General features: G+C 60.9%; 28 protein-coding genes. 18 read left to right on the forward strand and 10 right to left on the reverse strand.

Annotated elements, in window-relative coordinates:
- The first annotated feature begins 20 nt into the window (after window positions 1–20).
- The 3 genes from FFR93_RS25880 (at window position 21) to FFR93_RS25890 (ending at window position 3448) form a co-directional block, all read left to right on the forward strand.
- A complete protein-coding gene (locus FFR93_RS25880; protein WP_138395263.1) occupies window positions 21–1334 on the forward strand; it encodes a peptidoglycan DD-metalloendopeptidase family protein in 1314 nt (437 codons plus the stop codon).
- Window positions 1335–1491: 157 nt separating this feature from the next.
- The gene (locus FFR93_RS25885) at window positions 1492–2991 is read left to right on the forward strand and encodes a DEAD/DEAH box helicase (RefSeq protein WP_138395264.1); all 1500 of its coding nucleotides are present in this window, start codon (window positions 1492–1494) and stop codon (window positions 2989–2991) included.
- Between the two features lie 7 nt (window positions 2992–2998).
- Entirely contained in the window at window positions 2999–3448 is a 450-nt protein-coding gene (locus FFR93_RS25890) for an NUDIX domain-containing protein (RefSeq protein ID WP_138395265.1), read from the forward strand.
- Here the strand turns inward: FFR93_RS25890 and FFR93_RS25895 are convergent.
- Together FFR93_RS25895 and FFR93_RS25900 are read right to left on the reverse strand one after the other, a co-directional pair.
- Window positions 3418–3738 carry a TfoX/Sxy family protein gene (locus tag FFR93_RS25895; protein WP_064705086.1) on the reverse strand — a complete coding sequence of 107 codons (321 nt, stop codon included), beginning with the start codon at window positions 3736–3738 and terminating at the stop codon, window positions 3418–3420. The genes FFR93_RS25890 and FFR93_RS25895 overlap by 31 nt on opposite strands.
- Before the next feature lie 31 nt (window positions 3739–3769).
- A complete protein-coding gene (locus tag FFR93_RS25900) occupies window positions 3770–4264 on the reverse strand; it encodes a flavin reductase family protein (protein ID WP_064705087.1) in 495 nt (164 codons plus the stop codon).
- 198 nt (window positions 4265–4462) lie between these two features.
- On the opposite strand from FFR93_RS25900, the gene FFR93_RS25905 reads away from it, so the two are divergent.
- From FFR93_RS25905 to purB, 5 genes are all read left to right on the forward strand, one after another.
- Entirely contained in the window at window positions 4463–5545 is a 1083-nt protein-coding gene (locus FFR93_RS25905; RefSeq protein WP_138395266.1) for a branched-chain amino acid ABC transporter substrate-binding protein, read from the forward strand.
- 62 nt (window positions 5546–5607) lie between these two features.
- Window positions 5608–6285 (forward strand): ribulose-phosphate 3-epimerase, encoded by a 678-nt coding sequence (gene rpe / locus FFR93_RS25910; RefSeq protein WP_138395267.1) that lies wholly within the window; start codon window positions 5608–5610, stop codon window positions 6283–6285.
- Window positions 6282–7007, forward strand: a complete 726-nt coding sequence (locus tag FFR93_RS25915; protein WP_138395268.1) for a DUF2259 domain-containing protein — start codon at window positions 6282–6284, stop codon at window positions 7005–7007. Before rpe ends, FFR93_RS25915 begins: the two co-directional genes overlap by 4 nt.
- Window positions 7008–7023: 16 nt before the next feature.
- Window positions 7024–7509 (forward strand): hypothetical protein, encoded by a 486-nt coding sequence (locus FFR93_RS25920; RefSeq protein ID WP_138395269.1) that lies wholly within the window; start codon window positions 7024–7026, stop codon window positions 7507–7509.
- A 72-nt stretch (window positions 7510–7581) separates the two neighbouring features.
- Complete coding sequence (gene purB, locus FFR93_RS25925) at window positions 7582–8889, forward strand: adenylosuccinate lyase (RefSeq protein WP_138395270.1); 1308 nt, start codon at window positions 7582–7584, stop codon at window positions 8887–8889.
- Between the two features lie 530 nt (window positions 8890–9419).
- Here purB and FFR93_RS25935 read toward each other — a convergent pair.
- Together FFR93_RS25935 and FFR93_RS25940 are read right to left on the reverse strand one after the other, a co-directional pair.
- Window positions 9420–9899, reverse strand: a complete 480-nt coding sequence (locus FFR93_RS25935) for a low affinity iron permease family protein (RefSeq protein WP_138395271.1) — start codon at window positions 9897–9899, stop codon at window positions 9420–9422.
- Between the two features lie 129 nt (window positions 9900–10028).
- Window positions 10029–10832 (reverse strand): DUF2189 domain-containing protein, encoded by an 804-nt coding sequence (locus FFR93_RS25940; protein WP_138395272.1) that lies wholly within the window; start codon window positions 10830–10832, stop codon window positions 10029–10031.
- Between the two features lie 176 nt (window positions 10833–11008).
- On the opposite strand from FFR93_RS25940, the gene FFR93_RS25945 reads away from it, so the two are divergent.
- The 6 genes from FFR93_RS25945 to FFR93_RS25970 all read left to right on the forward strand — a co-directional run bounded on the left by FFR93_RS25945 (window position 11009) and on the right by FFR93_RS25970 (window position 16473).
- Window positions 11009–11563: an alpha/beta hydrolase gene (locus FFR93_RS25945; protein ID WP_064712609.1), complete on the forward strand. Its 555-nt coding sequence runs from the start codon at window positions 11009–11011 to the stop codon at window positions 11561–11563.
- 88 nt (window positions 11564–11651) lie between these two features.
- On the forward strand, window positions 11652–13949 hold the full coding sequence (locus tag FFR93_RS25950) for an EAL domain-containing protein (protein ID WP_138395273.1): 2298 nt from the start codon (window positions 11652–11654) through the stop codon (window positions 13947–13949).
- Between the two features lie 269 nt (window positions 13950–14218).
- Window positions 14219–14983 carry a phosphoribosylaminoimidazolesuccinocarboxamide synthase gene (gene purC / locus FFR93_RS25955; RefSeq protein WP_008526002.1) on the forward strand — a complete coding sequence of 255 codons (765 nt, stop codon included), beginning with the start codon at window positions 14219–14221 and terminating at the stop codon, window positions 14981–14983.
- Window positions 14984–14998: 15 nt separating this feature from the next.
- Complete coding sequence (gene purS / locus FFR93_RS25960) at window positions 14999–15241, forward strand: phosphoribosylformylglycinamidine synthase subunit PurS (protein ID WP_138395274.1); 243 nt, start codon at window positions 14999–15001, stop codon at window positions 15239–15241.
- Between the two features lie 85 nt (window positions 15242–15326).
- A complete protein-coding gene (gene purQ, locus FFR93_RS25965; protein WP_138395275.1) occupies window positions 15327–15998 on the forward strand; it encodes a phosphoribosylformylglycinamidine synthase subunit PurQ in 672 nt (223 codons plus the stop codon).
- A gap of 76 nt (window positions 15999–16074) precedes the next feature.
- Window positions 16075–16473: a hypothetical protein gene (locus tag FFR93_RS25970; RefSeq protein ID WP_064705099.1), complete on the forward strand. Its 399-nt coding sequence runs from the start codon at window positions 16075–16077 to the stop codon at window positions 16471–16473.
- Window positions 16474–16497: 24 nt separating this feature from the next.
- Here the strand turns inward: FFR93_RS25970 and FFR93_RS25975 are convergent, their stop codons facing one another.
- Window positions 16498–16752 (reverse strand): DUF1127 domain-containing protein, encoded by a 255-nt coding sequence (locus tag FFR93_RS25975; protein ID WP_138395276.1) that lies wholly within the window; start codon window positions 16750–16752, stop codon window positions 16498–16500.
- An 81-nt stretch (window positions 16753–16833) separates the two neighbouring features.
- Here FFR93_RS25975 and FFR93_RS25980 point away from each other — a divergent pair, with 81 nt between their 5' ends.
- From FFR93_RS25980 to FFR93_RS25995, 4 genes are all read left to right on the forward strand, one after another.
- Window positions 16834–18252, forward strand: a complete 1419-nt coding sequence (locus FFR93_RS25980; RefSeq protein WP_138395277.1) for a PLP-dependent aminotransferase family protein — start codon at window positions 16834–16836, stop codon at window positions 18250–18252.
- 122 nt (window positions 18253–18374) lie between these two features.
- The gene (locus FFR93_RS25985) at window positions 18375–18953 is read left to right on the forward strand and encodes an acyloxyacyl hydrolase (protein WP_138395278.1); all 579 of its coding nucleotides are present in this window, start codon (window positions 18375–18377) and stop codon (window positions 18951–18953) included.
- 120 nt (window positions 18954–19073) lie between these two features.
- Window positions 19074–21305 (forward strand): phosphoribosylformylglycinamidine synthase subunit PurL, encoded by a 2232-nt coding sequence (gene purL, locus FFR93_RS25990; protein WP_138395279.1) that lies wholly within the window; start codon window positions 19074–19076, stop codon window positions 21303–21305.
- A 19-nt stretch (window positions 21306–21324) separates the two neighbouring features.
- A complete protein-coding gene (locus FFR93_RS25995) occupies window positions 21325–21558 on the forward strand; it encodes a BolA family transcriptional regulator (RefSeq protein ID WP_004676237.1) in 234 nt (77 codons plus the stop codon).
- Window positions 21559–21599: 41 nt separating this feature from the next.
- Here FFR93_RS25995 and FFR93_RS26000 read toward each other — a convergent pair whose 3' ends face one another.
- The 5 genes from FFR93_RS26000 to FFR93_RS26020 are packed head-to-tail and all read right to left on the reverse strand — an operon-like array spanning window position 21600 to window position 25161.
- Entirely contained in the window at window positions 21600–22637 is a 1038-nt protein-coding gene (locus FFR93_RS26000; protein WP_138395280.1) for a Gfo/Idh/MocA family oxidoreductase, read from the reverse strand.
- Between the two features lie 2 nt (window positions 22638–22639).
- Entirely contained in the window at window positions 22640–23089 is a 450-nt protein-coding gene (gene aroQ, locus FFR93_RS26005) for a type II 3-dehydroquinate dehydratase (protein WP_064712615.1), read from the reverse strand.
- Window positions 23090–23120: 31 nt separating this feature from the next.
- Window positions 23121–23489 carry a 5-carboxymethyl-2-hydroxymuconate Delta-isomerase gene (locus FFR93_RS26010; protein WP_138395281.1) on the reverse strand — a complete coding sequence of 123 codons (369 nt, stop codon included), beginning with the start codon at window positions 23487–23489 and terminating at the stop codon, window positions 23121–23123.
- A 15-nt stretch (window positions 23490–23504) separates the two neighbouring features.
- Window positions 23505–24365 carry a shikimate dehydrogenase gene (locus FFR93_RS26015; protein WP_171049259.1) on the reverse strand — a complete coding sequence of 287 codons (861 nt, stop codon included), beginning with the start codon at window positions 24363–24365 and terminating at the stop codon, window positions 23505–23507.
- 22 nt (window positions 24366–24387) lie between these two features.
- Window positions 24388–25161 (reverse strand): amino acid ABC transporter ATP-binding protein, encoded by a 774-nt coding sequence (locus FFR93_RS26020; protein WP_171049260.1) that lies wholly within the window; start codon window positions 25159–25161, stop codon window positions 24388–24390.
- Between the last annotated feature and the right edge of the window lies 1 nt (window position 25162).

Below are 25162 nucleotides of genomic sequence, written 5' to 3' on the forward strand. Positions count from 1 at the left end.
CATCAATCGGGAGAGCCTGCGTGAACAGCGGACAGCAGCACCGGGTATTCGGCAGGCGGGCGCAGGAACATATTCTTATCCTGGCAAGCGGTGACAAAGTCCGCCACATGACGATCCGGCCGTGGATGGCCGCCGTCGCCTTCTGCTTCCTCGGCGTCTTTTCCATCGGCTATCTCCTGGCGACCTCCTATCTCGTGCTGCGCGACGACCTGATTGGCGCCACCATGGCGCGCCAGGCCCGCATGCAGCATGATTATGAGGACCGCATCGCCGCGCTACGCGCCCAGGTCGACCGCATCACCTCCCGCCAGCTTCTCGATCAGCAGGTGGTGGAAGACAAGGTCGACAAGCTGATGGAGCAGCAGATGGCGCTCACCTCACGTCACGGCAAGCTCGACAATCTGCTCGACCGGGCCGAAAGCTCCGGGCTCACGGATAAGGACAGCACCCCGGCTTCGCCTGTGCAATCCTATGCCCCTGCCATCAAGGACAAGCGCGCTTCGCTTGACCACAGCGGCATCGAGGCGATCGAGAAACAGTTGGCAAGCGGCGCACCAGCCGACGCCACCCCCGACAATACGACCCTTGCCTACGTGCCGGCCACCGAGACGGTCGGCGATCGCGCCGACCGCATCTTCTCCAAGGTGACGCTGTCGCTAAAGGATGTCGAACAGGACCAGCGCAGCCGCATCGAGCAGCTGACGAGCGACGCCGGCAACGCCGCCAACGCCATCGAGAGCGTGCTGACCCGGTTCAAGATCCCCATGCCCGAGGCCGCTGCCAAGCAGGACGAGGATGACGGCGCCGTTGGCGGCCCCTTCGTCGAGCCGGAGAGCAATGACGACTTCAACAATTCGCTGATCGCTCTTGATGACGCGCTGACCCGGCTGGAAGCCGTGCGCAATACCGCCGAATCCCTGCCCTTCCGCAGCCCTGCCATTGGCAAGGAGATGACCAGCCCCTTCGGCAACCGCCGCGACCCTTTTCTCGGCCGCCTGGCGCTGCATTCCGGCGTCGACTTCCGCTTTTCGCCGGGCGAAAAGATCCGCCCGACTGCGCCGGGTAAGGTGATATCCGCCGGCTGGACGGGCGGTTACGGCAATATGGTCGAGATCGATCACGGCAATGGCATCTCGACGCGCTACGGGCACATGTCGCAGGTTCTGGTCAAGACCGGTGACACGGTCGACCGTAGCGACGTTATCGGGCTTGCCGGCAGCACCGGCCGCTCGACGGGCACACATCTGCATTATGAAGTGCGCCAGAACGGCCATGCGGTCGATCCAGTATATTTCATGAATGCGGGCCTTAAACTCGCCACCTATATCAAGTAATACCCGCCTGGTAACCAAAGCTTCACTCTGCACAGGGTGCGGCCTCTCTATTTCTTGACTTGCCGGCCATTCGGAGCTATGTCGCGCTGCATTGCGGCATGCAATCCCGCCGACTCGTTCAGAGTTCGGCCGAACCGGAACGGAAACAGTTTTCCCTTTGACGACATTCGCTGACCTTGGCTTGAGCCAAAAAGTGCTATCCGCTGTTACAGACGCGGGCTATACGATCCCCACGCCCATTCAGGCAGGGGCCATTCCCTTTGCGCTCGAGCGTCGCGACATCTGCGGCATCGCGCAGACCGGCACCGGCAAGACGGCATCCTTTGTTCTGCCGATGCTGTCGCTTCTTGAAAAGGGCCGCGCCCGCGCCCGCATGCCCCGCACGCTGATCCTTGAGCCGACCCGCGAACTCGCCGCCCAGGTCGCCGAGAATTTCGAGAAGTACGGCAAGAACCACCGCCTCAACGTCGCCCTGCTGATCGGCGGCGTTTCCTTCGAGGACCAGGATCGCAAGCTCGAGCGTGGCGCCGACGTGCTGATCTGCACACCCGGCCGCCTGCTCGACCATTTTGAACGCGGCAAGCTCCTGATGAGCGGCGTCGAAATTCTGGTCATCGACGAGGCCGACCGCATGCTCGACATGGGCTTCATTCCCGACATCGAGCGCATCGCCAAGCTCATCCCCTTCACCCGCCAGACGCTGTTCTTCTCGGCAACCATGCCGCCGGAAATTCAGAAGCTCGCCGACCGGTTCCTGCAGAACCCCGAGCGTATCGAGGTGGCAAAGCCCGCTTCGGCCGCAAAGACCGTGACGCAGCGCTTCGTCGCCTCGCACAGCAAGGATTACGAAAAGCGTGCGGTTCTGCGTGAACTCGTCCGCGCCCAGACCGAACTCAAGAACGCGATTATCTTCTGCAACCGCAAGAAGGATGTCGCCGATCTCTTCCGTTCGCTCGAACGCCACGGCTTCTCCGTCGGTGCGCTCCATGGCGACATGGACCAGCGCTCCCGCACGACGATGCTGCAGAACTTCCGTGACGGCAACCTCCAGCTGCTGGTCGCCTCCGACGTTGCCGCCCGCGGTCTCGACATTCCCGATGTCAGCCACGTCTTCAATTTCGACGTGCCGATCCACTCCGAGGACTATGTCCACCGCATCGGCCGTACCGGCCGCGCCGGCCGCTCCGGGGCCGCCTTCACGCTCGTCACCAAGCGCGACACGAAGTTCGTCGACGCAATCGAGAAGCTGATCGGCGAAAATGTCGAATGGCTGAACGGCGACCTGAACTCGCTGCCGCCTGTGGAAGAAGGCAAAGACAGCGACCGCCCGCGCCGTAACGGACGCGAACGTGGCGACAAGGATCGCGGGCGCGGACGCGGCAAGCACAGTGCTGCGAGTCATAAATCTGATAACGACATACAGGATAATGACGTCCAAGTGATCGCAGCAGCACCAGCAAAGGCCGAAGTCGTGAAGAATGAGCGCAAAGCAGAGCAGAAGCCGCAAAACAATGCGCGCAACAATCGGCCTTATCCGGCAAATGACGACAGCCGCGACCGCCGCCGTCATCGCGATCACGACGACGGCCCGACTCCGGTCGGTTTCGGCGACGATATCCCCGCTTTCATGCTGATCGCCGGCAGCGCCAAGGTCTGAACGTCCAGTGGGCAAGCCTGGCGTCGATTTTCCGGGCCTTGGCGTCGGCTTGGTGATCCTGCGCCAAGGCAGGATCCTTCTCTACAAGCGCATGCGTCCGCCTGAAGCCGGCTACTGGAACATCGTCGGGGGCAAGGTCGATCACATGGAGCGGGCTGAAGAAGCTGCGCGCCGCGAGGCCGAAGAAGAGACCGGCCTCAGCATCGGCCGGATCGACCGCATCGGCATGACCGAACAGATCATCGATGCCGACCGCCAGCACTGGATCTCCATCCTTTATCTCGCCCGTGACGTCGACGGCGAGCCGCAATTGACCGAGCCGGATAAGCTTTCGGATTTCGGCTGGTTTTCGTTAACCGATTTGCCTGAGCCGCTGTCGGCCTTCACCAAGGCGGCGATCGCAGCCTTGCCGACAGGTGAACCCGCTCAACTTTCGGCGCGAAGCGCCGCCTCATAAGCCAGTCGCACCCATTTCGCCATCAGATCCGGATCGTCATAGGCCTCTTCGGGAATCGACCAATAGGGCATCTTCACCGGCTTGCCCTTCTTGCCCTCATAGGCCCATTGCGTGGCGCCGGCGGCGGCAAATTCCGGGGCGCTCGTCTCATCGGCTTTCAGCAGCATCTCGTCGCGCACTTCGACAGCGACGATGCGCCCGAGATGATAGATGCCCTTGCCGCCGAACATGCGCTTGATCGTGACGGGGCCGAGCCCCTGAAACATTTCCTCGATCCCGGCATTGTCCATTCTCTGTTTCCTTGAATACCTGCCAGCCGGATTACAGCGTATGATAATCCCGGTTCATATAGATGAGCGCCGGATGCTTCTCGCTGAAGCGGACGGCGGCGACTTCGCCGAAGATGACATTATGCGTCGGCATTTCCTTGATGTCGGTCACCCGGCAATCGAAGGCGGCGAGCGCATCGGCGAGAACGGGCGCGCCGGTGACGAGCGTATCGAAACGGGCACTGGCGAAGCGCTCGTCATTGGCAAGCGCCGTGCGCCCGGAGAAAGCATCGGCAACCGCCTGGTGGTGAGCGCCGAGCGTATTGAGCACGAAGATGCCGCTGCGGAAAAAGATCTCGTTCTTCGGATTGGTATTGCTGAGGCAGATCAGCACAGAGGCTGGATTGTCCGAAACCGAGCAGGCGGCGGTGATGGTAACGCCGCGGCGCATGCCTTCCATCGCCGTCGTCACGAGCTGCACATGGCCAGCATAACGGCTCATGGCATCGCGATAAAGGCCGGGGTCGATATGCTGCCTGTTCAACACCTGCTTCTCCCGTGCGCTCTGCGTCCCAAACGGTGCGCGGCGCTGTAGTTCGACTTGCTATCGCGCAATATGGCGAGCATCGGTTACCTTTTCTACAATAGGAGCGGTGAAAAGCGTCGCGTTCCGCTTGTTTTTCTTTGACGATCGCCGCCTTGCGGATAAAAGGGCATGGACGATGGCTAGGGATTTCCGCCTTTCATGACCAACCTGCGTGGCATAGCAGCCTTCCTGACGCTGCTGGTGGCGGCGGCGCAAGGCCATGCGGCCGGCGTGACGATCGGCGTCGTCGCCCCCCAGGGTGGCCCGCTTGGCTCGCTCGGCGCACAGATTGCCGCCGGCGCCGGCTTCGAGATCCAGCAGTCCGGCAATACGCTCGTTGCCATCAACGAGACCTGCGAGGACAATAGCGGAGCGGCGGTCGCCGATGCGCTTGTCAATGCCAAGGTGCAGGTCGCCGTCGGCTTTCTCTGCAGCGAGACGCTGGAAGGCGCGCTGCCGAAGTTGAAGGACGCGAACATTCCCGCCATCACCGTCTCGGTCCGCTCCCGCATTCTGATGGAGGATGCGCTGAAAAATGGCTGGCCGCTCTTCCGCTTGGCACCTGCCGATGGCGCTGAAGCGGCAAAGATCATCGAAGTGATCCTGAAGAACTGGGCCGCCGATCCGATCGCCCTCATCGAGGACGGCACCATACATGGCCGCGAACTGACGGAAGCAGTGCGCAATGCGCTTGAGCAGAATGGCCTGAAGCCGGTTTTCACCGATACCTACCGTCCGGGACAGGAGCAGCAGATCGCCCTCGTGCGCCGTCTGAAACGGGCCGGCGCAACCAGAGTTTTCGTTGGCGGCGATCGCAACGATGTCGCCGTCATCGCCCGCGACGCCACGACGGAAAATATTCCCCTGTCGATCCTCGGCGGCGATGCCATGCGCGCCGCCGATCAGCCGCTGCCGCTCGCGTCCGGCGTGCGCGCGGTCGCCCTGCCGGAATATGTCCTTCTGCCGGAAGGCGCGCCGGCGGCCGACGCTTTACGCGCCAAAGGCACCGAGCCTGAAGGTTATGTCCTGCCATCGCTGGCGGCGGCCCTGATTGCCGGCAAGGCAGCCGAATCCGCCGCGGCTGCCGGCAAGCCGTTGCAGGAGGCGCTTATCGGCACGACGTTCCAGACGCCGGTCGGCGCCGTCGCCTTCACCGGCGCGCATGAGCTTTCGCAAAACCCCTACCGCCTGCTCGAATGGCGGGGCAATGGCTTTTTTCCACCTGCTGCGCCGACGCAATGAGCGGCTGCCAGCCCTGAATTTCGGCGCCATCGGCAAATGGCGCCATATGGGAGTGAGACTTGATGACGCTGCCTATTCGCATTGCCCCCTCGATCCTCGCGGCGGATTTCGCCAGGCTCGGCGAGGAGGTGCGCGACGTCACCGCCGCCGGCGCCGACTGGATCCACCTTGATGTAATGGACGGGCATTTCGTGCCGAACATTTCCTTCGGTCCCGACGTCATCAAGTCGCTGCGTTCCTACACGAACGCCACCTTCGATTGCCATCTGATGATCTCTCCGGTCGATGACTATCTCGAAGCCTTCGCTAAGGCCGGCTGTGACCGCATCACCGTCCATGCCGAAGCCGGAGCGCATCTGCACCGGTCGCTGCAGACCGTCCGCAATCTCGGCAAGAAGGTCGGCGTGACGATCAATCCGGCGACGCCGCTGAGCGCCATCGAGAACGTGCTTGATGACGTCGACCTCATCCTCATCATGTCGGTCAATCCCGGCTTCGGCGGGCAAAAGTTCATTCCGGCAATGGCGGCCAAAATCGCCGCAGCGAAATCACTGATCGGTGACAGGCCGATCGAACTCGAGGTCGACGGCGGAGTCACCGTAGAAACGACGCCCGCGATCGCGCGTGCCGGCGCCAACGTCCTGGTCGCCGGCTCGGCAATTTTCAAGGGCGGTACGGTCGACAGCTACCGGAGGACCGTCGCCGAATTGCGTCAGGCTGCCGAAGGGACACGAACATGAACAAGGGTCTGATTATTGGCGGCGTGCTTGCCGCCGCATCGGCCGGCCTGCCCGGCATATCGCTGGCGGGCGACATAGCCAGCATCCAGCCGATCGGTTTTTCGGCCGACGGCAAGGTCTTTGCATTCCAGGAATTCGGTATCAAAGATAGCGGCAAGACTCCCTATTCCGAAACCTACTTCATCGACACCGACAGCGGCCAATATCTGGAGGGTACACCCTTCCGCACCGAGCTGACCGACAAGGACGCCAATCTTTCCAAAGCACGGCGGCAGAACCTGACGGCGGCGCGCAGCCAGATGGATAAATACGACCTTCTGACAAATCCCGGTCTGATCGCCGCCCTCAACCCACCAACCGAGCTCGGCTCCCCCTCGAAGACACTTCGCTACACCACACTTGCAATCGATGGGCCGCCGAAGACGCCCTATACGCTCGCACTCAGCGAGATGCCGGTGCCGGCGCCGAAGGAATGCGCAACGATCGACAAACGCATCCTTGGCTTCAGCTTGCAAATGATCGAGAAGGAAGGCGTGCCGAATCGTCAGGCGGCGCGGCAGGCAACCGCCGTCCCGGCCGAGCGCACATGCTCGGTCGAATACCGGATCGGCGGCGCCGTAGTCTACCAGCCGGAAGGCGGAAACCAGGTTCACATCGCGCTCGTCCTGGCCTTCGATGCTGAGAGGAACGGACGCTGGATCGCCGTTCCAGTTCATCCCTGAGCGTGGATCGCCCAGGATGGATCGTCTAAGGGCGGCAAAGCCGCCCTCCTCTGATCTCTTTGCCGGCGCATTGCTCTGGGGCCTGCAGATGCTCGCCGCCGCCATGCTGGGGCTTTACCTCCGCAACGGTCTGCAGACCAGCCGGCTGGCTGAGGTCGCGGCACTCTATTTCCTCGGCGGCCTGCTTTCCTGGCCCTTCGCCCTGCCAGCGGCCCGTTTTTTTGCCTATGGCAGGCCGCTGGAAGCGCGATTTGCTGCCTTCTTCGTGACGCTGACGGCAGCCACGATCCTGATGACCGCCTTCCTCTTCGCCATGGAGTACCGGATCTTCTATTCGCGCTGGCACGCGCCTGTCGGCAGTATCGTCTGGGCGTTCCAGTTCGTCTTCACCAGCATCAGCGCCGTCTACCAATTCCTGGTGATTGGTCTTCGCCTCTTCCTGCCGCTCGGCCTCGTCTGCCTCGTCATTAGCAGCTATCATCTTGCCAAACGCATGCGTTGAGATTGCCGCCCGTCTTTGCTACAGGGGCGCAGACATAGACGCTTAAACCTCTTGAAGTGAAGGCAGCCGCCCATGATCCCGCGTTACTCCCGGCCCGAAATGGTCGCCATCTGGTCTCCCGAAACCAAGTTCCGCATCTGGTTCGAGATCGAGGCGCATGCCTGCGACGCGCTGGCCGAGCTCGGTGTCATCCCGAAATCGGCGGCAAGGACGATCTGGGAGAAAGGCAGCGCCGCTACGTTCGACGTCGCTCGCATCGATGAGATCGAGGCCGTCACCAAGCATGACGTCATCGCCTTCCTCACCCACCTCGCTGAGATTGTCGGCCCGGATGCGCGATTCATCCACCAGGGCATGACTTCGTCTGACGTGCTCGACACCTGCTTCAACGTCCAGCTCGTGCGCGCCACGGATATCCTCATCGCCGATCTCGACCGCCTTCTCGCGGCGCTGAAAACCCGCGCCTTCGAACATAAGGACACCGTCACCATCGGCCGCTCGCACGGCATCCACGCCGAGCCCACCACCTTCGGCATCAAGCTGGCGCTCGCCTATGCCGAATTCGAGCGTTGCCGTCAGCGCTTGATCGCTGCCCGCGAGGAAGTAGCGACCTGCGCCATCTCGGGCGCCGTCGGCACCTTCGCCAACATCGATCCGCGCGTCGAGGAACATGTCGCCGCAGCACTCGGCCTGAAGGCGGAGCCGGTCTCGACCCAGGTCATCCCGCGCGACCGCCACGCCATGTATTTCGCCACCCTCGGCGTTGTCGCCTCGTCGATCGAGCGCCTGGCGACAGAAATCCGCCACCTGCAGCGCACCGAGGTGCTGGAAGCCGAGGAATATTTCTCGCCCGGCCAGAAGGGGTCTTCGGCGATGCCGCACAAGCGCAATCCGGTGCTGACCGAAAACCTGACCGGCCTCGCCCGCATGGTCCGCTCCTATGCCATGCCTGCAATGGAAAACGTCGCCCTCTGGCACGAGCGCGATATCTCCCACTCCTCGGTCGAACGCATGATCGGCCCGGATGCAACGGTCACCCTCGACTTCGCCCTCGCGCGGCTGGCCGGCGTCGTCGAAAAGCTGCTGGTCTACCCCGAGAACATGGAGAAGAACCTCAACAAGTTCCGCGGCCTCGTCCACTCCCAGCGCGTCCTCCTGGCGCTTACTCAGGCCGGCGTCTCGCGCGAGGATGCCTACCGTCTCGTACAGCGCAACGCCATGAAGGTCTGGGAACAGGGCAAGGATTTTCTGGAAGAGCTGCTCGCCGACGCAGAAGTTCGTGCCGCCCTGTCCGAAGAAGACATCCGCGAAAAATTCGACCTTGGCTACCATACCAAACACGTCGACACGATCTTCCGCCGCGTCTTCGGCGAGGCGTGAGCGATCTGCAATCAACGATATGGCGGCGCCCTTGCAGGCGCCGTTTTTCTGCCGGCATACTTCTCAGTCGAGAATCTATCGGACGGCTTTTCCCCTTAGTCGCAGCCTGATCATAACTGGGAAGTAGATGCATGCGACAAGGATCGAAGGCAGGGAAATGGCTAAGAAAAAAGCTAATAAGGTCAGCCTTTGAATACTACCACCTGATAACAACAAGACAGCCGACGTAATCAGTAATAAAATTGCTATAAAAATAATAAATGACCAAAGAAATGGAAGTGAATTTATTGCACTGTATTTAATACGGTAAAAAATAAACAATATAAAAACGATTAGCAACGAAATAATAAATTTTGGGATAAATTCGATAAAGCCGATTTCGTCGAAGAAAAATGTCAAATGACCTAACGTCATTCCTATGAAATAGGCCTGAAAGAACAGCTCGACCTGCGGCTCGCTAAGAAGGAGTCGTTCATTTTCCCTACGGAGTTAGATTGACGTCAATATGATTGGAATGTGTATTTCATAGTTCAGCTTTTCTCAAGCGGCCGTTGTTTTTGCTTCGACGCTTTCGCAACCACAGAGCGTTTGCGCCCGTCTGCCTTTTTCGGCGCCTCGGCTTTCTCTGCCTCCGACGTCCTGCACGCCTCCGTGTCACCCCGTCCCTTGGCGGCCTTGGCCACAAGCCGGTCGAGATGCTTCAACTCCTCCTCATCAAGGTGTTCGATGCCGATGAAGCGGTTCTCCGCGTGGCTTGTCAGGATGATCTCGTTGAGCTTCGCCTGGATCGCCCGGGTGTCACGCGTCTGGGCGTTCTGCAGCACGAAGACCATCAGGAAGGTGATGATCGTCGTGCCGGTGTTGATGATCAGCTGCCAGGTTTCGGAATAGTCGAAGAAAGGTCCGAGCACGGCCCAGACAACGACGACGCTCAGCGCCAGAATGAAGGTGACGGGTTTGCCCGCCCATTCCGATGCCTTGCTTGCGAAGCGGGCGAACAGATGCTGCATCGTCACCTCTCAAAGTCCTCCTCGAAGCCGGTTCTGATAAACGCGGGGAGAAGTCCAGAGGTTCCGGAAGCTAGGTCAAGGTCGGGATTGGGGGGATCGCGACGGCTCGCGATCCCCGGAAGGCTGTGATCATGCGGGTTCGCGCGCAACCAGCTTGCGGTAGAGATGCCAGGTCGCATGGCCGAGGATCGGGATGACAAGCGCAAGTCCGGCAAATACCGGGATGGTGCCGATGACGAGGAGCGCTGCGACGATCAGGCCCCAAAGCAGCACGGGCACCGGATTGATGATCGTCGCACGGATTGAGGTCACGACGGCGGCAACCGCTCCGACATCGCGGTCCAGCAATATTGGGAAAGTGATGACTGAAATCGCCAGCACGACGAGCGCGAAGCCAAAGCCGATGAGATTGCCCCAGATGATCAGCTGCAAGCCTTGGGCCGTGCCGAAGACCTGCCGGGTGAAATCCGTCATGGTGCGGGGAAAGACGTCGCCGAGAAGGTTGGTGTACAGCGTCTGTGCCGTCACCAGCCAAACAACGAAAAGGCCAAAGAGCATCAGCCCGACCGCGACGATCGACGGCAGCGCCGGGGAATGGCGTACCTCGAGCGCGTGCGTCCATGACGTATCGAGACCCTCCTCGCGCCGGCGGCTGATCTCGTAAAGGCCGATCGCCGCAATCGGGCCGATCAGCACGAAGCCGGAAATCAGCGGGAAGACCATCGGCAGAAGGTTGGCGCCGGAGGTCCACAGCGTCAGGAAGATCCCGGCGATCGGATACATCAGGCACAGGAACACATAATGGGAAGGCTTTTCGCTGAAATCGTCGAGCCCGCGCTTCAGCGCGTCGAAGACGTCGGCGATACCGATGCGATTGACGACGGGCCGCGCGAAGTTTTCGCTTGCACCCGTCATGACATGAAATGCCGCCATGGCTTTCTCCTCCTCAGCCGAGACTTGGTCGGCGGCGGACACGCATCGGCGGGTAAGCCGATACGAAACCCGCAACCGGCACCGGGGCAACATAACAAATTTCAGCGCCCGTGTCGCTCTCTCCCTTGCAGCCCCCTCTTGACATCTTGGACAGGCTTTCTCACATCGGCGGCACTATGAAAGCCTCAGACGCAGATATCCTCATCATCCCCGGCTATACCAATTCCGGCCCCGGCCATTGGCAGAGCCGCTGGGAGGCGAAACTCAGCACGGCGCGACGCGTCGAACAGGCCGAATGGACGAAGCCGGTCCGCGAGGACTGGATCGCCCGCATCGCCGAAGAGGTGAACGCCTCGACCCGCCCGGTCGTTCTCGTCGCCCATTCGCTCGGCGTACCCTCGGCGATCCACGCCATCCCGCATTTCCGCAAGCGGGTAGCGGGCGCTTTCTTCGTCGCTCCGCCGGATGTCACCAATCCGGACATTCGCCCAAGGCACCTGATGACCTTCGGGCCCTACCCGCGCGATCCGCTGCCCTTCCCTTCGATCACTGTGGCCAGCCGCAACGACCCGTTCGGTAGCTACGACCATGCCGACGATATCGCCAGCAGCTGGGGTTCCTTCCTCGTCGATGCCGGCGAGGCAGGACATATCAATGCCGATTCCGGTCACGGCCCCTGGCCGGAAGGAACGATGGTCTTTGCCCAATTCCTCAGCCGCCTCTCCGTCTGATTGACCGCTTCTCGCTGTTTGAACGACTGCTTTCTAAGTTTTTCTTAATAGAAAGAACGCAGACTGCGCCGAGATGCAATCAGCGAGAATGCCAGTGAAAAAAGCCCATCCAGAGGCCGATAGACCGCATGGCGATATCGCAGCGGCTGAGACTTTCGTGGGCACCGGGCCAACCGACCATCCCGATCTGGCCGAGCGGGAGAGCCGCTGGAATTATGCGCTGGTCGGCTCCGGGCTTGGCGTATGGGATCACAATTACCGCCTCAACCGAAAATACTATTCGCCAACGTGGAAAACCATCCGCGGAATGGCTCCCGACGAGGACGTCGCCGGCGACTATGAAGCCTGGCTGCAGCTCGTCCATCCCGACGACCGCGATTTTGTCGTGCATGCGATCGAGCGGCAGAATGCCGACGATCCGGAATATCAGGTCTTCCAATATCGCGAACGCCACAGGGACGGCCGCTGGATCTGGATTGACTGCCGCGGCGCCTGCGTCGAATGGGACGAGAATGGCGTGCCGACGCGCGTCGTCGGCACGGATACCGATATCACTGCCCGCAAAGAAGCCGAGGAGACGCTGTCCCGCCTGTCCCGCCGGCTCGACCTGGCGCTGGAAATTTCCCGTATCGGCGTCTTCGAGGCCGATATCGAAAACGACGTCGTCGAATGGGACGACCGCCTGATTGCCATTTACGGGATGCAGGGTGCGGCGCGCAAGATCGGCGGCGACGCCTGGGCCAAAAGGCTGCATCCTGACGACCGGGAGCGGGTGCTAGACCTTGCCGACCGCAGCGTCGAAAGCGGCAGCGACTTTCAGCAGGAATACCGCATCATCCGCGGCGACGGCGTTGAACGCATCATCCGTGCGCGCTCTGCCTTCTTTGTCGACGGTAACGGCCAACGCAAGCTGATCGGCGCCAATTGGGACGTCACCGAAGAAGTCGCACTTCGCAATGAACTGCAGCGCGCCAAGGATTTGGCGGAGGCCCGCAACCGCGAACTCGAGGCTGCCAAGGAAAGCATCGAGTACCTGGCATTGCACGATTACCTCACCGGCCTGCCGAACCGCCGATACCTCGACAAGATGCTGGACGACCGCGCGGCGGAATGCCGGGCCAACGGTCTTGCTCTGGCGATTCTGCATATCGATCTCGACCGCTTCAAGCAGATCAACGATACCCTCGGCCATCGCGCCGGCGACGCCATGCTGCAGCACGCCGCACATGTGCTCAGACATTCCGTCCGCGCCGCCGATTTCGTCGCTCGCATTGGTGGTGACGAATTCGTCATCCTCTGCGCGGTCGATCCTGCATCGAAGAAGATCGCCAATCTGGCCGAACGCCTGATCCGCGAATTGCGCAGGCCGGTCAGATACGAGGGGCATGACTGCCGGTTCGGCGCCAGTATCGGCATCGCCGTCAATGGCGGCGCCAAGCTCGACGCGAAGCAGACGCTGCTCGACGCCGACATTGCGCTCTATCGCGCCAAAGGTCTCGGCCGGAACCGCTTCGAATTCTTCTCCGCATCGGCCCGCGATGATATTGTCTCCGCCAAACGGCTCGCCGACCAAATCTTGATTGGCCTGGATCGCCATGAATTCGTGCCATTCTATCAATTGCAGTTCGATGCCGGCACGCTCGATGTGGCAGGCGTCGAGACGCTCGCCCGATGGCAACACCCCGTACACGGCCTGCTGACGCCGGACCGCTTTCTCGATATCGCCGAGGATCTCGACGTCGTCTCGACGATAGACGCCCTGATCCTGGAGCGAGCGCTGGCAGACCGCCGCACCTGGATCAAGGAGGGGCTGTCGATTCCAAAAATTTCGGTTAACGTTTCCGCCCGGCGGCTGACCGATCCCGATCTCGGCAAGAAGCTCCGCGCCCTGAAGATCGAGCCAGGCGCCGTCGCCTTCGAGCTGCTAGAATCGATCTCGCTCGACGATTGCGACAAGGCGGTGGCCGCCAACCTCAAGAAGCTGCGCAAGCTCGGCATCGACATCCATATAGACGACTTCGGCACCGGCCACGCCTCGATCGTCAGCCTTCTGCGCCTGAGCCCGAACACGCTGAAGATTGATCGCGAGTTGATCCGCATGCTGCCGCAATCGGCGGAGCAGCGCAAACTTGTCGGTTCGATCATCGATATCGGGCGCTCGCTCAACATCCTCGTCATTGCTGAGGGCGTCGAGACCGCGGATCACATCCGCATTCTGGAGCAACTCGGCTGCGACACGCTGCAAGGCTATGCGCTGGCCCGGCCGATGCCAGCAACGCAGATCCCGTCCTTCATCCGCGCCGGAAGCTGGCGCCATGGACTGACCGCCGCGCGCGCCTTGCAGACGCATCTTCGCCGCGCGCTCCCAAGCAGAACCGCCAAATAATCCTGTATAAGCGGCCCGCCATTTCGCCTTCATTCCACCGTACAGAAAAAGCCGCTAGGCTCGTAAAGCGAATTTATTCGATTCTCTTAGTGCTATTCCGTAAAATTCGGAATGCGGGCCATGAATCCGCAAACCGCGGCCATGAAATCCAGAATCCTGGGAAGGAGCGACAGGCGGATTGTGAAACACTCTCTTTTCCTTTAAGGGGACGCCACGAGATTGATCCACTCGCGCTATCCCAAGCGCGCCAACAACAGAGAATGACCACGATGAACCGTCGCCGCCGTATCTACGAGGGCAAGGCAAAGATTCTGTATGAGGGTCCGGAGCCGGGCACTTTGATCCAGTTCTTCAAGGACGATGCCACCGCCTTCAACAAGAAGAAACATGAAGTCATCGACGGCAAGGGCGTCCTCAACAACCGCATTTCCGAATATATCTTCAGCCATCTGAACAAGATCGGCATCCCCACCCACTTCATCCGCCGGCTCAACATGCGCGAGCAGCTGATCAAGGAAGTGGAAATGATCCCGCTGGAGATCGTCGTGCGCAACGTGGCGGCCGGTTCTCTTGCCAAGCGCCTTGGCATCGAGGAAGGCGTCGTCCTGCCGCGCTCGATCATCGAGTTCTATTACAAGTCCGACGCGCTCGACGATCCGATGGTCTCCGAAGAGCACATCACCGCTTTCGGCTGGGCCAATCCGGCCGAGCTCGACGACATCATGGCGCTCGCTATCCGCGTCAATGACTTCATGACCGGCCTCTTCCTCGGTGTCGGCATCCAGCTCGTCGATTTCAAGATTGAATGCGGCCGCCTCTTCGAGGGCGATCTGATGCGCATCATCCTCGCCGACGAGATCTCGCCGGACAGCTGCCGGCTCTGGGACATCGAAACCCGCGAGAAGATGGACAAGGACCGCTTCCGCCGCGACCTTGGCGGATTGCTTGAAGCCTATTCCGAAGTCGCTCGCCGTCTCGGCATCATCAATGAAAACGAGCCTGTGCGCGGCACCGGCCCGGTTCTCGTCAAGTAAGGCAGGAAAGACAAAGTGATCAAGGCTCGTGTCACCGTCACGCTGAAAAACGGCGTTCTCGATCCGCAGGGCAAGGCCATCGAAGGCGCGCTCGGCGCTCTCGGCTTTTCGGGCGTCGGCCATGTAAGGCAGGGCAAGGTCTTCGACCTGGAGCTCGAAGGCGCCGACAAGGCCAAGGCCGAAGCCGACCTCAAGGCCATGTGCGAAAAATTGCTGGCAAATACGGTCATCGAGAACTACACCATTTCTCTCGATTGAACATTGCGAGACTTACAATGCCCGAAGCATATGTATGGCTGCTTCGGGACGTGGCACAAATACAAGCAAGGTTTGAACCGCACCCATGAAATCAGCCGTCGTTCAACTTCCGGGTCTCAACCGTGACCGCGACATGATCGCAGCCTTGAGCAAGATCTCCGGCCGCGAACCGGTGACGATCTGGCAGACAGAAACCGAGATTCCGGATGTCGACCTAATCGTCATCCCCGGCGGCTTCTCCTATGGCGACTATCTTCGTTGCGGCGCGATCGCCGCCCGCATGCCAGTCATGCAGGCGATCATCGACAAGGCCGCAAAGGGCGTGAAGGTGCTCGGCGTTTGCAATGGCTTTCAGATCCTCGTCGAAGCCGGTCTGTTGCCCGGCGCGCTGATGCGCAATGCCTCGTTGAAATTCGTCTGCCGCGAGGTCAAGCTCGAAGTCGTCAATGCAGAGACTGATTTCACCCGCGCCTATGCGCAGGGTCAGGTCATCCGCAGCCCGGTTGCCCATCATGACGGCAATTACTTCGCCGACGAAGCCACGCTGGCGAAGATCGAAGGCAATGGCCAGGTTGTCTTCCGTTATGCAGAAGGCACCAATCCGAACGGCTCGCTCAACGACATCGCGGGCGTCATGAACGAAAACGGAAATGTCCTCGGCATGATGCCGCATCCGGAAAACCTGATCGAAGCAGCCCATGGCGGTTTGGACGGCCGCGGTCTCTTCGCCTCGGCGCTCGACGTCGTCGCTGCCTAACCCGCGCCTGCTGCATATGTCTCCTGCGGGTCCCGCGGGAACGTCATGCAGGACCTTTTTCCCCGGAGCAAGACCAATGCGCCCTCGCCCCTCCGTCGCCAACGCCGCCCTGTTGACGGCTATCGCGGTTGCTCTGGCAGCCTGCCAATCGCCGGCGCCGGCAGCAGGTCCAAACCGGGCTGCGCTGCCGACCATGGAGCGAGTGGCGCTCGGCGCCAATGCATGCTGGTTCAAATCAGCCGATCCGGCCTTTGCAGCCTATAAGCTCGCACCCGAGCTCAATTCCTTCACCGGCCGCCCGCGCATTTTGCTCGTCCACAAGGGCAGCCCTGAAAGCCGGCCGCTGCTCGTCGTGCAGGCCGAAGGCAGCCCCGCCCGTCTCCAGGCTTTTGGTCCGATGATGCAGGAACCGGTCGCCGGCCGTATCGCCGCCGACGTCAATCGCTGGTCGGCAGGCAATAAGGCCTGCAGCTGATCGCTGCCTTCGCCTTCATAGGCATCAGTCCCAGAAAAACGATTTTCCGACTTCGCGTGCGGCATCGGACTGCGACACCCCGATATCCTTGAGCCCAGCCGGCGAAAGCTCTCTCAGGGCGCGGCGCCCCTCGCGCTTCTGATGCCAAAGAAGGATAGCGGCCCAGATCCGGCCCAGACGCGTCGTCGCCCTGGCACTTCCGTCGCAGCGACTGAGGCGTCCGTTCTCATGAGTGACAATCGATACAATTGGCATATTGACTTCGGGCAAGGCAGACATTCCAGGAATCCTCTCGGTTCGTCCGTTAGATTGTCTCTTACGCTTGACTGATACAATGTGCCAAGATATACAATTGTCACCATGACAAATTGGCTTCCTGATCTCTCCCGCGGCTCCGGGCCGGTCTACCTCCGGCTTGCCGACAGCATTGAATCCGCCATTGCGAGCGGCACCCTGCCCGCCGGCAGCAAATTGCCGCCGCAGCGCAACCTTGCCTACGATATCGGCGTGACAATCGGCACGATCGGCCGCGCCTATGCTCTGGTGCACGAGCGTGGCCTGGTTGCCGGCGAAGTCGGCCGCGGCACCTATGTGCTGAACCGCACCGAAACACCGCCAGGCGAACAGATTGATCCGATGGCCGTCTCGCTCGGCGGCACGCGCTTTCAGGACGCACCCGCCAATAAGATCCGTTTCGATACGACAGCCGCCCCCGACCTCGGCCAGGGCAAGATCATCTCAGGCATTCTCGCCGAGATCGGCGAACAGCATCTCACCGAAATATCCTCCTATTCCCGGAGTTTTCCGCCGAACTGGTTCGAGGCCGGCCGCCGCTGGCTTGCCCGCAGCGGCTGGACGCCGGAGGTCGAAAATATCGTGCCGACGCTCGGCGCCCATGCGGCCGCCGTCGCTGTTATTGCCGCGGTCTCGGCGCCGGGGGACAAGATCGTCTTCGAAAACCTTACCTATACCCAGGTCAGCCGCAGCGCCCGCCTTCTCGGCCGTCGCATGGTGACGGTCGATTCCGACGAATTCGGCGTGATTCCCGAGGATTTCGAACGGCTCTGCCAGCAGCAGCATCCGAAGATCGCCTTCCTGATGCCGACCGTCCACAATCCGACAGTGACGATCATGCCTCATGAGCGGCGCGCGGCGATTGCCGCAATTGCCAGAAAGCACGGCGTCTGGCTGATCGAGGACGATCTCTACGGCGGCATGGCCGACGACGATACGCCGCTCATCGCCTCACTTGCGCCCGACCGCACATTCCTGGTCAATGGTCTGTCGAAATCGGTCGCCGCCGGCGTGCGCGGCGGCTGGGTTGCCTGTCCGCCGCATTTTGCCCAACGCATTAAGGTGACCCACAGGATGGTCACCGGCGGCCTGCCCTTCATCCTGGCGGAAACCTGCGCACGGCTGGTCGAAAGCGGTAGCGCACACGAGATCCGCAAGGAAGTGATCCGGGAAATCTCCCGACGGGCCCGCGTTGCCCGCGAGCAGTTGCAGGGTTTCGACTTCGCCTCGCACCCGCATGCGCCTTTCCTCTGGCTGAAACTTCCCGAACCCTGGATGTCCGGCACCTTCAAGAACGCCGCCTTGCGCGACGGCGTGCTTGTCGACGACGAAGACGAATTCAAGGCGGCGCGCGGCGAGAAAACCTACTACCGCGTTCGCATCGGCTTCTCTTCGCCCAAAACTGGCCAGGAGCTGACCGCAGGACTGATGATCCTGCGCCGACTGCTGGAAAATGGCGGATCCGCCTATGACGGCGAGATATGACCTGTTGCAAATACACGCCATAATTCCGAAAAAAAGCACACGCCTGACGAGAACGCTTTACCGCACCACCCCCCGTGTTACCTCTTTGTTATTCCCGCTTTGTGCGAATCAAAGGACAGCAGATGAGGGTCGAGTTCGGAAGGATCGCGTTGCGTTGCCTGGGGCTAGCATCAGTGGCGGCCTTAGCGGGCACCTCGATGGCAGGTTCGGCAAATGCTGGCGAGCAGATATTTGATGAACTGCGTTTCGGGGTCTCTGCCTCGGTACAATCGGGCCGTTCCGGAGAAGACGGCGTCTTCCCGGAGATAACCGCTCTCTTCGATCCTTTCGGCTACGAGGAGGCCGTTGGCTGGCAGCAACAGTTGTTGCGTCCCCGTGTCCATCTGGGCACCTCGATCGGCACCTCGGGTGAAGCCACCCAATTCTTCACCGGCTTCACCTGGACCGTCGATTTCAACGAGAAGCTTTTTGCAGAAGCCGGATTCGGCGGCGTCGTCCATACCGGCGAGCTGGACGACAATGATGACGGACCGGAATTAGGCTGTCGCGTTCTGTTCCACGAATATGTAGGCGGCGGCTACCGTTTCACTACTCATTGGAACGTGATGGCCCAGATCGCCCACTCTTCGCATGCCAATCTCTGTGACGGCCCGAACGACGGCATGACACGCGCAGGCATCCAGATCGGCTACAAGTTCTGAACGATTGCCGCCTTTGGGAAAAAAGCCCGCCCGCCCTTTGTTGACGGCGGGTTTTTTCTGTCGCGCGTCGCCGCTACATAGGCTAAAGACAGCCCAAAACGCGCCAGGGACTTTCCGCTCATGACCATTTCAAACACCATTCCGATCACGCCGGAACTCATTGCAAGCCACGGCCTGAAGCCGGACGAGTACCAGCGCATTCTGGATCTGATCGGCCGCGAGCCGACCTTCACCGAGCTCGGCATCTTCTCGGCCATGTGGAACGAGCACTGCTCCTACAAATCATCGAAGAAATGGCTGCGCACGCTGCCGACCAAGGGGCCGCGCGTCATCCAGGGGCCGGGCGAGAATGCCGGAGTCGTCGATATCGATGACGGCGATTGCGTGGTTTTCAAGATGGAGAGCCACAATCACCCATCATACATCGAACCGTATCAGGGTGCCGCAACCGGCGTCGGCGGTATCCTTCGCGACGTCTTCACCATGGGCGCGCGCCCGATCGCCGCGATGAACGCGCTGCGCTTTGGTGAGCCGGATCATCCAAAGACCCGCCACCTGGTCTCCGGCGTCGTTTCCGGCGTTGGCGGTTACGGCAATTCCTTCGGCGTGCCGACGGTCGGCGGCGAAGTCGAGTTCGATGCGCGCTACAACGGCAATATTCTGGTCAATGCCTTTGCCGCCGGCATCGCCAAATCCAACGCCATCTTCCTGTCCGAAGCCAAGGGCGTCGGTCTTCCGGTCGTCTATCTCGGCGCCAAGACCGGCCGCGATGGCGTCGGCGGCGCAACCATGGCATCGGCCGAGTTCGACGAATCGATCGAAGAAAAGCGACCGACCGTTCAAGTCGGGGACCCCTTCACCGAAAAATGCCTGCTCGAAGCCTGCCTCGAACTGATGCAGACCGGCGCCGTCATCGCGATTCAGGACATGGGTGCGGCAGGCCTTACCTGCTCGGCCGTCGAAATGGGCGCCAAGGGCGATCTCGGCATTCTGCTGGAACTCGACAAGGTGCCGGTCCGTGAAGAGCGAATGACCGCCTATGAGATGATGCTGTCGGAAAGCCAGGAGCGCATGCTCATGGTGCTGCAGCCGGAAAAAGAAGAGCAGGCCAAGGCGATCTTCGTCAAATGGGGCCTCGACTTCGCCATTGTTGGCAGAACGACCGATGATCTGCGCTTCCGTGTCATGCATCAGGGCGAAGAAGTCGCCAACCTGCCGATCAAGGATCTCGGCGACCAGGCGCCGGAATATGACCGCCCCTGGCGTGAATCCGGCAAGCCTGCGCCCCTGCCCGCCAATCTTGTCGCCGCCCCCAAAGATTACGGCCAGGCGTTGCTTCAACTCGTCGGCTCGGCCAACCAGTCGAGCCGCCGCTGGGTCTACGAACAGTATGACACGCTGATCCAGGGCAATTCCCTGCAACTTCCCGGCGGCGACGCCGGTGTCGTGCGCGTTGATGGCCATAAAAGCAAGGCGCTTGCCTTTTCCTCCGATGTGACGCCGCGTTATGTCGAGGCCGATCCCTTCGAGGGCGGCAAGCAGGCGGTCGCCGAATGCTGGCGCAACATCACCGCGACAGGCGCGGAACCGCTTGCCGCCACCGACAATCTCAACTTCGGCAACCCCGAAAAGCCGGAGATCATGGGCCAGTTCGTTCAGGCGGTGAAGGGCATCGGCGAAGCATGCCGCGCGCTCGACTTTCCGATCGTCTCCGGCAACGTCTCACTCTACAATGAGACCAACGGCGTCGCCATCCTACCGACCCCGACGATTGCAGGCGTCGGCCTGCTGCCGGACTGGCGCAAGATGGTCCGCATCGGCAGCGCCAATGACGGGGACAAGGTGATCATGATCGGCCTCGACGGCAGCCACCTCGGCCAGTCCGTCTATGTGAGAGACGTTCTCTCCAGCCGCGAGGGTCCGGCGCCGGAAGTAGATCTCTTCGCCGAGCGTCGCAACGGCGATTTCGTCCGCTCCGTGATCCGCAACGGTCAGGCGACCGCTTGCCACGACATTTCCTCGGGCGGCCTTGCCGTCGCTCTAGCCGAAATGGCCATGGCCTCGAACAAGGGCCTGAAGATCGATCTCGGCGAAGGCAAAGGCTTGCCGCATGCGCTGCTCTTCGGCGAAGACCAGGCGCGCTACGTGCTGACGGTGCCGGCCGATGTGGCGGATTTCGTCTGCGTCAATGCGGAAGGTGCCGGCGTTCCCTTCCGTCGCCTCGGCACGGTTGGCGGAGATGCACTTGATGTCGGCGATCTTATTTCACTGCCGATTCAGCAATTGCGCGATGCCCATGAATCGTGGTTCCCTGATTTCATGGAAGGCCGCGGCGAACTTGCCGCGGAATAATGCGCAAGGAGTAACGATCATGGCCATGAAACCCGGCGATATCGAAGACATGATCAAGGCTGGGATTCCCGGTGCCAAGGTGACGATCCGCGATCTGGCGGGCGACGGCGATCACTACGCCGCCGAAGTCGTCGCCGAAGCCTTCCGCGGCAAGAGCCGCGTGCAGCAGCACCAGATGGTCTACGAGGCGCTGAAGGGCAATATGGGCGGCGTATTGCACGCGCTCGCCCTGCAGACCTCCGCGCCGGATTGACATCGCGAGTCGCGACCCGCCTTGAGCTGGCACGCAACCATTTAGATCAGGCAGATACGCTGGCCCACTGCGGCGGATCGCTTCACGGCGTCGATAACCTTCAAGGTTTCCAGTCCCTCACGTCCGCTGACCAGAGGTGCTTCCGCGCCTCTGATGACCCTGCAAAACTGGCGTATCTGCAGGACGAGCGGATCCTCGTTCCTGATTTTGGCGCGATGACATTCGAACGGTTCCGTCCAGCCCCTGTTGCCGGGATTGCTCCAGATGTTGAGTGACGGCACCGACAGCGACCCGTGGGTGCCGCCGATCATGTAGCAGGCCTCCCCAGTTTTAGGATAAGCGGGGTTTTCGCCAGTCGTCATCTCCCAACTCCAGGGTGCGACGACGGAATCCGAAACGGAAGCAGAGCCGAGAATTCCACTCTTGAACTCGATGAGGATCACCGCGGTTTCCTCAACGGGGTTTCCGCGAACTGCGTTGGACTCGCATGCCTGGACCGCCGTGATATCCCCGAATAAGTAGCGAAGGTTGTCGATATCGTGGATCAGATTGAGAAAGACTGGTCCCGCGCCGCGTTCGCGCCGCCAGGAAATGTCGAAGTATTCGTCCGGCTTGAACAGCCAGAACATCGCATTCACGACCAGTATCCGTCCGAGCTTGCCGCTTTCGATGATCTGCTTAGCCTTTTGCATCATCGGATTGTGGCGTCGGTGATGACCGGTCAGCAACGGAATGCCTTTGGCCTCCGCCGCCGCGACGAGCTCTTCGCCGGCGGCAATATCGTCGGCGATTGGCTTCTCGATCAATGCCGGGATGCCAGCCTCTATAGCCTCGAAACCGTTTCTGACATGAATCTGGTTGGGCGTCGCGATGATGACGCCGTCAGGGCGCGCGGCGGCGACCATTTCATCGAAGCTCGAAAACCATTTGGCGCCGACCTCGCTTGCGATCGCCTCTCCCACCGGGGTCGGATCCACGACAGCGACAAGCTCCGCCGTCGGTTCGTCCAACACGTGTTTGATGTGACGCCTTCCGATAAGCCCCGCGCCGAGGACCGCCAGTTTGACTGGGGGAGCCATTGTCAGTCCTTCTTCGGCGCCTTGAGCATGGTCGCGACGCGGCGGATTCCGAGCTGATAGCCTTCCGTACCAAGACCGGCGATGACGCCGTCGGCACGGTGAGAAACGAAAGAATGATGACGGAAGCTTTCGCGCTTATGCACGTTCGAGATATGGATCTCGATGACGGGACCTTCGAACGTGTTCAAGGCGTCGAGGATTGCAAGCGACGTGTGCGTGAATGCGGCCGGATTGATGACGATGCCGGCTCCATCTTCGCGCGCTTCGTGGATCCAGTCGATGATTTCATATTCACGGTTGCTCTGGTGGAAACGGATCTCGTGGCCGAGTTCCGAGGCCAGTTTCCGGCAGTCTGCCTCGACGTCGGCCAGTGTCTCGTGACCATAGATATGAGGCTGACGCTTGCCGAGCAAGTTGAGGTTTGGGCCGTTGAGAACGTAGATCAGGCTCATTGTAATTGTCCTTGTGAGGGCGTTGCCAGGCTCAGGCGAACGCTATTTCCTGGAATGCGAAATCCGGATCGGATTCGTAAAGATCGGCCCGCAGCCCCAGCCGACCCGCCTGCAGCGCGGAGGCCGCGACATCGCGCGCGGCGTCGAGGACCGCCTTCAACAACTCCCGCTTGGTCTCCGCCGGCCGGCCAGGAGCCATGCGCACGATGATCTGGATGAAGTGGTTGTCCGGATGCTCGTCGCCGACGCAGGAGAAGTTCGCCTCCCTGGCGAAGGTGCGCACGGCAGTGGGCTTCACCAAGCCTCCGTCGCGCACTCGGTGGTGGACCGCTCTGGTCAATTCATCGATCGCCACCCGTTCGCCAGCACCTCGGCTATAGTCGATGATGATGTGCGGCAAGGCATGTCCTCCCAGTCAGGCTGTAGCTCGGCATAATTCTTCGAAGTGACGCGACATGCGTTCCGCGTCTGGTTTTACACCCGTGAACAGTTCGAAGGCGGCCGCGGCCTGGAACACGGTCATGCCGCCGCCGAGCAAGGTCCTGCACCCCTTCTTCTCTGCCAGCGCCAGAAGTTCGGTCACGAGCGGCATGTAGACGATATCGGCAACCCAGTGACGTGAATGAAGCCATTCCGGTTCAATCGGGAGACCCGGATGACTTCGCATGCCCGTCGGGGTAGCATGAATCAGCCCGTCGGTCGAAGCGAGCGCCGCACCGACTTCCCCGACGGGTTGCGCGCAGGTTCTTGAAAAGCGTCGGTTGAGCTGATCGGCAAGCGCGGTGGCGCGATTTGTGTCCTGGTCGAAGATCGAGAGCATCCCGATACCGAGCTTGATGGCAGCGTGCGCGACGGCGACCCCTGCGCCGCCTGCGCCGAGCAGGACGGCATGAGTTTTGGCGACTCCGGGCATACCCCGCTCGAAATTTTTGTAGAAGCCATACCAGTCCGTATTGTGCCCGATCCGCTTTCCGTCCCGAAGCACGACCGTGTTGACCGCTCCGAGCATCTCGGCGTCCTCGGACAGGCTGCTGAGATGAGCGATGACCGTCTGCTTGCACGGGTGCGTGATGTTGCTTCCTGCGAAGCCGCGGTCTTCGAGTTCTACGAGCAATTCAGGCAGCGCAGAAGCGGGTAAACTGCGCTCAGCGAAATCGACGAGCTCGTAATGGTAATCCAGCTCCAGGTGCCGCGCCTCGGTTTCGTGCAGTGCGGGCGACTTCGACATCTGGATGTCGGCCCCGATGAGACCGACGAGGAATCTGTTGTTATTCATTTCGATAACCAACCCAATCGGCTCAGTGATGTGCGAGGATCTCGCCGAGGAAAGCCTTGGTGCGCTCATGCATCGGAGACTTGAAGAAGACCTCGGGCTCGGCCTCCTCGATGATCTCGCCGGAAGCCATGAAGATGACTCTGTCTGCAACCTGACGGGCGAAGCCCATTTCATGGGTCACGCAGATCATGGTCATGCCGTCGCGTGCGAGACCGATCATCGTGTCGAGCACTTCCTTGACCATTTCCGGATCGAGCGCCGATGTCGGTTCGTCGAAGAGCATCGCCTTGGGTTCCATGCAAAGAGCCCGGGCAATGGCGACACGCTGCTGCTGTCCTCCGCTGAGCTGCGCGGGATACTTCTCCGCCTGATCAAGGATCCGAACCCGTGCGAGATATTTCCTCGCCAACCTCTCGGCGTCGGCCCGACTGGTTCCGCGGACCCTCATGGGCGCCAGCGCGCAGTTCTGCAAAACGGTCATGTGGGGGAACAAATTGAAGTTCTGGAACACCATCCCGACTTCGCGACGAATGGCATCAACCGCCTTGCTTGTGCCGTCGAGCAACTGCCCCTCGACGACGATCCTGCCCTCCTGGATCAGCTCGAGGGCGTTGATGCAGCGGATCAACGTCGACTTGCCGGAACCCGAAGGCCCGCAAAGGACGATCTTCTCGCCTTTGCGAACCGACAGGCTGATGTTTTTCAGCGCATGGAAGGAGCCGTACCACTTCTCCACCTTTTCAAGCGATATCAATGTCGACTGGTTGTTAGCGGAACTGAGCACGTCGCCCTCCATG

The sequence above is a fragment of the Rhizobium sp. MHM7A genome (assembly GCF_005862215.1).
Lineage (GTDB): Bacteria > Pseudomonadota > Alphaproteobacteria > Rhizobiales > Rhizobiaceae > Rhizobium > Rhizobium bangladeshense.